Origin of the sequence: Nonomuraea sp. KM88, assembly GCF_052245635.1 — a bacterium.
Classification (GTDB): domain Bacteria; phylum Actinomycetota; class Actinomycetes; order Streptosporangiales; family Streptosporangiaceae; genus Nonomuraea.
The window spans coordinates 72,479-78,597 of the sequence record NZ_JBQQCC010000030.1; the positions used below are offsets into that span (position 1 = coordinate 72,479).

The 6,119-nt window shown below is 72.7% G+C and carries 7 protein-coding genes and 1 pseudogene; 5 read left to right on the plus strand and 3 right to left on the minus strand.

Annotated features, from left to right (window positions below; translation table 11 throughout):
* Nucleotides 1-40: 40 nt before the first annotated feature.
* From ACTWPV_RS46685 to ACTWPV_RS46695, 3 genes and pseudogenes are all read left to right on the plus strand, one after another.
* Nucleotides 41-1,189 carry a PucR family transcriptional regulator gene (locus tag ACTWPV_RS46685; RefSeq protein ID WP_347649397.1) on the plus strand — a complete coding sequence of 383 codons (1,149 nt, stop codon included), beginning with the start codon at nt 41-43 and terminating at the stop codon, nt 1,187-1,189.
* Between the two features lie 145 nt (nt 1,190-1,334).
* On the plus strand, nt 1,335-2,153 hold the full coding sequence (locus tag ACTWPV_RS46690; protein WP_443156766.1) for a hypothetical protein: 819 nt from the start codon (nt 1,335-1,337) through the stop codon (nt 2,151-2,153).
* A gap of 198 nt (nt 2,154-2,351) precedes the next feature.
* Nucleotides 2,352-2,543 (plus strand): annotated as a pseudogene (locus ACTWPV_RS46695) (hypothetical protein); the annotation flags it as partial.
* Nucleotides 2,544-2,620: 77 nt separating this feature from the next.
* Here ACTWPV_RS46695 and ACTWPV_RS46700 read toward each other — a convergent pair.
* Nucleotides 2,621-2,914, minus strand: coding sequence for a hypothetical protein (locus ACTWPV_RS46700; protein WP_443156767.1), 294 nt, complete (start codon nt 2,912-2,914; stop codon nt 2,621-2,623).
* Between ACTWPV_RS46700 and ACTWPV_RS46705 the strand changes: the two genes are divergently transcribed.
* Entirely contained in the window at nt 2,909-4,015 is a 1,107-nt protein-coding gene (locus tag ACTWPV_RS46705) for a tetratricopeptide repeat protein (protein WP_443156768.1), read from the plus strand. The two genes, ACTWPV_RS46700 and ACTWPV_RS46705, sit on opposite strands and share 6 nt — an antisense overlap.
* Nucleotides 4,016-4,039: 24 nt before the next feature.
* On the opposite strand, the gene ACTWPV_RS46710 is transcribed toward ACTWPV_RS46705, so the two are convergent.
* Both ACTWPV_RS46710 and ACTWPV_RS46715 read right to left on the minus strand, forming a co-directional pair.
* Nucleotides 4,040-5,008 (minus strand): threo-3-hydroxy-L-aspartate ammonia-lyase, encoded by a 969-nt coding sequence (locus ACTWPV_RS46710; protein ID WP_443156769.1) that lies wholly within the window; start codon nt 5,006-5,008, stop codon nt 4,040-4,042.
* Between the two features lie 95 nt (nt 5,009-5,103).
* A complete protein-coding gene (locus ACTWPV_RS46715; protein ID WP_443156770.1) occupies nt 5,104-5,796 on the minus strand; it encodes an alpha/beta fold hydrolase in 693 nt (230 codons plus the stop codon).
* Between the two features lie 179 nt (nt 5,797-5,975).
* On the opposite strand from ACTWPV_RS46715, the gene ACTWPV_RS46720 reads away from it, so the two are divergent.
* Nucleotides 5,976-6,119, plus strand: a 144-nt coding sequence (locus ACTWPV_RS46720) for a helix-turn-helix domain-containing protein (RefSeq protein ID WP_443156772.1), incomplete at its 3' end; no start/stop codon positions are given.

Consider the following 6,119-nt stretch of genomic DNA (forward strand, 5'->3'; position numbering starts at 1 on the left):
GCCGTTAGACTGTGCATTCGCACAGCGGGAGGGGGCGCGGATGACGTCCGAAGTGGTCGACCGGCTCTCGCGCGAGCTGGTGCGCGACGTCGCCCCGCTCGCCGACCGTTTCGTCGCCGAGATGATCGGGATCGGCGCACCCTACGCCAGGACGGTCGTTCCCGAGGAGACCCTGCTGGCCGACGCCCGCCGCAGCCTCGAACTGATCCTGCGCCTCGTCGGGCGGCTGCCGGTGCCGGAACACGTCGCGGGCGCGTCCGCCGAGATCGGCGCGGCGCGGGCTGAGGCGGGGGTGCCGCTGGACACGCTGTTGCAGGCCGTACGCCTCGACGCCCGGGTCGTCTGGGACGAGCTGCGCCTGCGGGCCGGCCCCGGCGACCTGTCAAGCCTGGTGGCCGAGGCTCCGCGCGTGTGGGAGGCGGTGGAGCACCACTCCATGGGCATCATGGCCGCCTACCAGCAACGGGTGCTGGAGATGGCGCAGGCCCGGCAGGATGAGCGGGCCCGGTGGTTCGCGCGGCTGCTGGAGTGCGACGGCCGCCATCCCGACATCCGGCGGCAGGTGTCCACCGTGCTCGGGCTCGACGAGAGCGCGTCGTACGTGGTCGTGGCGTTCCCGCCGGGCCGCCTCGCGGCCCTTCGTCCCGTACGCGAGCAGCTCGGCGTCCTCGACGTCCGCGCGCACGAACAGGAGCGTCCCGCCGGGTCGATCGTGGTGCTGCAGCTTCCCGCGCGGGCGGGCGCCGCCGCGGCCGAGGGCTGGTTCGGCGGTGTCCGGTGCGCGGTGAGCCCTGCCGTCGAAGGCCTCGCCGAGGTGCCCAGGGCCGTGCGGCTGGCCGAGCTGACCCTGTACGCGCTGCCGCCGGACGCGTCCGGGCCCGTCGCCGCCCGCGATCTGTGGCCGGCGATCGCGGCGGGGACGCTCGGCGAGTTCAGGACCGACCTCGTCCGCGACGCGCTCGGCGGGCTGGGAGGGCTTCCGGCCCGTGACGTCGCCAGGGTGCTGGAGACCGTGGAGCGCTACCTGCGCACCGGTTCGGTCTCGGCGACGGCCCGGCAGCTCTACTGCCACCGCAACACGGTGCTGAACCGGCTGCGCCAGTTCGCCGTCGCGACCGGCCGCGACGTCATGGCCTCGGCCGACGCCACTGTCGTCACCCTGGCACTCCGGGCACGCACGTACGAGTGACCGGCTCCCCCGGCACCGGCGTGCACCGCGTCGAAAGCGAGAGCGTCCGCGTGGAGGGCCGATCCAGCTCGCCGCGCTCCGGCTTGACCGCCGATCTCGGTGCACGAGATTGATCGTGACCTTCCACATCATCCGAGGAAACGTGATGAAACGAACCGTCATCGGCATCGTCGTGGTCACGGGCCTGACGCAGGTCACCGGTCCCGCGCAGGCCGCGCCCGGGGTCGATCCCGTCAAGGCAGTCGAGGCCGCGCTGCAGCCCGGCAGGACCGTCACCATCACGTCCACGGCGAAGACCGACCACGGCCGCGGTTACTCCTACACCACCAGCGCGGACGGCACGATCGGGTTCGGCCCGCAGGACGAGATCGCCGCCGATCTGTCGCAGTCCATACGCTTCAGCAAGAAGGCTTCGAAGGGCATGAAGGACGACCTTGCCCTCGCCGCGCTGCCCCTCAGGATCATCTCGTCCGGAGAAGACGACTATGTCTCGGGCGCCCTGGTGGACGCCGCACTGCCGCAGGAGAAGCGGTGGGTGCGTTACCGGGCCACGAACCTGCCGGCCAGCAACCGGCTGCTCGACGTCCTGGACAAGGCCACGCTGAGGGCCCTGGTGGCGCACCGCACCTCCTGGCGGGACGGAGTGCTGCGCGGGACGATCACTACCGGCGAGCTGGTCAAGGTGTCCCGTCCCTTCGTGTCGCGCTTCGGACTGCGGTCCAAGAGCGGGCGCGAGGGCAAGGTGTCCTACGTGCTCCGGCTCGGCCCGACCGGGCTCGTGGAGCGCCTGTCGGCCGAGGCCGTGCTCCCCATCTACGACGGCTCCATCCGCGTCGAGGCGGACACCCGTTACTCCGGGTGGGGCCGCCGGGCCACCGTGCTCCTGCCGCGGGAAGGCGATGTGATCGACGGGGAGGAGCTGGGGGACGAGCTGCCGTACCCGTTGCCCGGCTGGGTCTCCTAGCCGGCATCCGAGGGGCGCGCGGCAGGTCAGTACCGGCTCCTCGACGTCGACGAGGACCGCCAGCCGCGGCTGCGCTCCCTGGGCCTGGACGGCTCAGCCGTGCCGGCCGGCCTGGAGGAGGCCGCGGCCCGCTACCGTTCCCTCACGTCGAACCGCAACCTGCTCATCATCCTCGACAACGCCCGCCACGCCCACCAGGTGCGGCCGCTCATCCCCGCCGGCGACGCCTGCGCGGTCATCATCACCAGCCGGCAGGCCATGGTCTCGCTCGACAACGCGAGCCATCTCCGCCTGACCGGGCTCGACCACGCCGACGCCACCGCCCTGCTCGCCCGCATCGCCGGCCCGGGCCGCGTCCAGGCAGAGCCGCACGCCGCCGAGCAGATCGTACGGCTGTGCGGCGGCCTCCCCCTGGCCGTCCGCATCGCGGCGGCACGCCTGGCCGCCCGCCCTGACTGGACGCTCTCCTACCTCGCGGACCGTCTCAACGACGCGGCCCGCCGCCTCGACGCGCTGAACACGCCGACCTGGCTGTCCGCGCCTGCATCGCCGTCAGCCACCACCACCTGTGCGAAGAGCCCACCGGCCACGACGCCGCCCATCTGCTCACGTTCCTCGGCCTCCTCGACACCCCCACCTTCACCCCGGCCGCCACCGCCGCCCTGGCCGGCTGGCCGGAGCACAGGGCGGAAGCCGCGCTCGACCGCCTCCTCGACGCCCGCATCCTCGAGCCCGCGGGGCCCGGCGGCTGCCGGATGCACGACCTGGTCCGTCTCTACGCCCGCGAGCAGGCCGCCGTGGACCTCACCGCCCCCGAACGCGCCACCGCGGTCAACCGCGCCCTCGAGCACTACCTGGCCACCGCCCAGACCGCCAGCCTGCTGCTCGATCCCACCTCGGACGGGCCCATCAAGGAGTACCCGGCCGGCGGGCGCGGCACCGACCTCTCCACCCTCGAAGCAGCGATCGCATGGGCCGAGAGCGAGCGGGACAACCTCCTCGCCGCCGCCCACCAGGCCGCCGCCGACCCCGCCGCCCCCCGCACCGCGATCGGTCTCTCTCAGGCCGTCCACTGGCTCTTCTGGCGCAAGGGGTGGCTCACGGAACTCCCCGGGCTGTTGCGGAAGTCGCTGGACATCGCCCAGCAGGGTGACGACTGGGTCGGCCTGGCCATGGGACACACGAACATCGGCTCCGTCTTCCAGGAGCAAGGGCACTTCGCGGCCTCGGTCCATCACCTCAACGAAGCCCTCGCCTGCTGGGATCGTACGGACGAGCGTTTCCGCAAGGCGGGGACGTACAACGACCTCGGCATCACCTACACCATGCTCCGGAGGTTCGACGACGCACTGGCCGCCCTGGACAGCAGCCTCGCCCTGACCCAGGAGAGCGGCCGGCGCGACCACGAGGCGTCCGTCCGCAACAACCGCGTGCACGTCTTCTACCGGCAGCTGAGGTTCGAAGAAGCGATCGAGGAGGCTCGCCTGGTCCTGGATCTCTGGGCCGACCTGAAGATCCCGTCGGGGGAAGGGATAGGCCAGGACACCTTCGCCGACGCCTGCCGGGCGGCGGGCCGGCTCACCGAGGCGGTCGACCACTATCGGGAGGCCATCCGGCTCCAGCACGAGACCGGCCAGTGGCTCGGGGAGGCGGTGTCCTGTTGGTGGCTCGGGGAGGCGGTGTCCTGTTGGTGGCTCGGCCAGACGCTGTACGACCTCGGCAGGCACGACGACGCGCGTGAGTCCTGGCGGCGGTCGTTGCGCCTCTTGGAGGACGCCAACCTCCTCGCGGCGGAGGAGGTCCACCAGTTCCTCGCACAGCCCGTGCCGGACGTCCCGCTGCCCATCAGGAACCAGCTGTGAGCCGCCGCCCGCAACGTCGCGGGGTCAGGGCCCGCACAGCTCGGCGAAGCGGCGGGCGTCGACGTTGCCGCCCGAGATGACGACGCCGACCCGGCCGGGCAGCTGCTCCACGCGCCCCGCGAGCAGGGCCGCCAGGCCGCCGGCGCCGCTCGGCTCGACGACGATCTTCAGGCGTTCGAAGGCGAAGCGCATGGCCTGGCGGATCTCGTCGTCGGTGACCAGCGCGACGGCCTCGACCAGGCGCTGGTTGATCGAGAAGGTCAGCTCGCCCGGCGTGGGCACGGCCTGGCCGTCGGCGATGGTACGCGGCACGTCGATGGTGACGCGCCGGCCCGCCTCCAGGGAACGTCTGGTGTCGTCACCGGCCTCCGGCTCGACGCCGATCACGCGGATGCCCGGGTGCAGACCCTCGGCGGCGGTGGCGCAGCCGGCGATCAGCCCGCCGCCGCCCACCGGGGCGAGGAGCAGGTCCAGCCGCCCGGCGTCCTCCAGCAGCTCGAGGGCCGCCGTGCCCTGCCCGGCGATCACGTGCGGGTGGTCGTAGGGCGGGATCAGGGCCAGGCCCCGCTCGGCGGCGAGCTCCACGCTGAGCGCGGTGCGGTCACCGGAGTAGCGGTCGTAGGTGACGATCTCGGCGCCGTAACCGGCGGTCGCCTCCATCTTCGACGGCGGGGCGTCCTCGGGCATGAGGACCACCGCGGTGGTGCCGAGCTCCCTGGCGGCCAGGGCGACGGCCTGGGCGTGGTTGCCCGAGGAGTAGGCCGCGACGCCCTTGACCAGCTGCTCGCGCGGCAGGCGCGAAACGGCGTTGTAGGCGCCGCGGAACTTGAACGCGCCCACGCGCTGGAAGTTCTCGCACTTCAGGAACACCTCGGCGCCCACCAGCCGGTCCAGGGTCCGCGAACGCAGCACCGGGGTGCGGTGCGCGACGCCCTCGATCCTGGCCGCGGCGTCGCGGACGTCGTCCAGAGTGACCGGAGGAATGGACGTCATGCGGTGTCTCCCATCGAGAGGTGGCGCGTCGAGCCGGTCGCCGGCGACCTGACGTGAGGCTACCGAAGCCCTTGCCCGCGCTTCGCGCCGCCCGATCAGCTCCCGGTCTCGGCGGCCGCCTCGGCGAGGAGCCGGGCGAGCTCGGCCGGCCTGGTCATCATGGGCCAGTGGCCCGAGTCGATGTCGACGAGGTCGACGTGCTTGGCCCTGGCGAGCTCGGGCAGGTCGCCGGCGTCGAGCCACTCCTGAGCCTGGGCCGGCGTGTATTCAGGGCACACGAGGACGACCGGGACGTCCCACCGTCGTTCGTCCGTCAGCCGTACCACTCCCTTGGACACTCCCTCGGGCACGGGGATCGCGGCGGCCGAGAAGCGCAGCCGCGCCTCCTCGTCGAGGTCGGCGGAGTCCGGCCCCTCGAACGGCCCCCAGCCTGGGAAGGGCATGGCGCCGTCCTCGACCTCGAAGAAGTCGGCGTAGCGGTCGCCGTCGCCGGCCGGGAAACCGCCGACGAGGACGACCTTGGCGACCTGTTCCGGCCGCGCGTCGGCGGCCAGCCACGCCAGGGTGCAGGCGGCGGAATGCCCCACCACCATCGGCCTTCCCCGCGCCGCGTCCACGGCCGCGAGCACCGCCGCCGCCTGGTCGTCGAGCGTGGCCGAGGCGGATCCGTCGCCCTGGCCCGGGAGTGCGACCGGCACCGGGCGGTGACCGAGCGCCCTGAGCTCGGGCACGACCTCGTCCCACGCGGATCCGTCGAGCCACAGGCCGCCGATGAGCACAATGTCCATCAGAGTCTCCCGAGGGGACCGTCGCCTTGAGGCGACGGGGGAATCGGGAGCGGGAGGGCCGTCAAGCCCCGAGCATGCCCTGACTTGTCAGGTCCGCGCATCACGGATGTCCTTCCTGGTTTTGTCGGCGCCAGCCGATATCGTGGCGGTGTCGTTACCGAACGTGATGGGAGGTGGGTGTGCGCAGGTCGTTCAAATTCCTGCTGCGCCCCACCGCCCGGCAGGCGGCGGCGCTCGCGGCGTGCCTGGAAGACCACCGCACGCTGTACAACGCCGCCTTGGAGCACCGCCGCACCGCCTACGCCAAGGCGGGCGTGAGCGTC

Coding starts and splice junctions, on each gene's coding strand:
- ACTWPV_RS46685 (WP_347649397.1), top strand. CDS start 41: ATGACGTCCGAAGTGGTCGACCGGCTCTCGCGCGAGCTGGTGCGCGAC.
- ACTWPV_RS46690 (WP_443156766.1), top strand. CDS start 1,335: ATGAAACGAACCGTCATCGGCATCGTCGTGGTCACGGGCCTGACGCAG.
- ACTWPV_RS46705 (WP_443156768.1), top strand. CDS start 2,909: ATGCACGACCTGGTCCGTCTCTACGCCCGCGAGCAGGCCGCCGTGGAC.
- ACTWPV_RS46710 (WP_443156769.1), bottom strand. CDS start 5,008: ATGACGTCCATTCCTCCGGTCACTCTGGACGACGTCCGCGACGCCGCG.
- ACTWPV_RS46715 (WP_443156770.1), bottom strand. CDS start 5,796: ATGGACATTGTGCTCATCGGCGGCCTGTGGCTCGACGGATCCGCGTGG.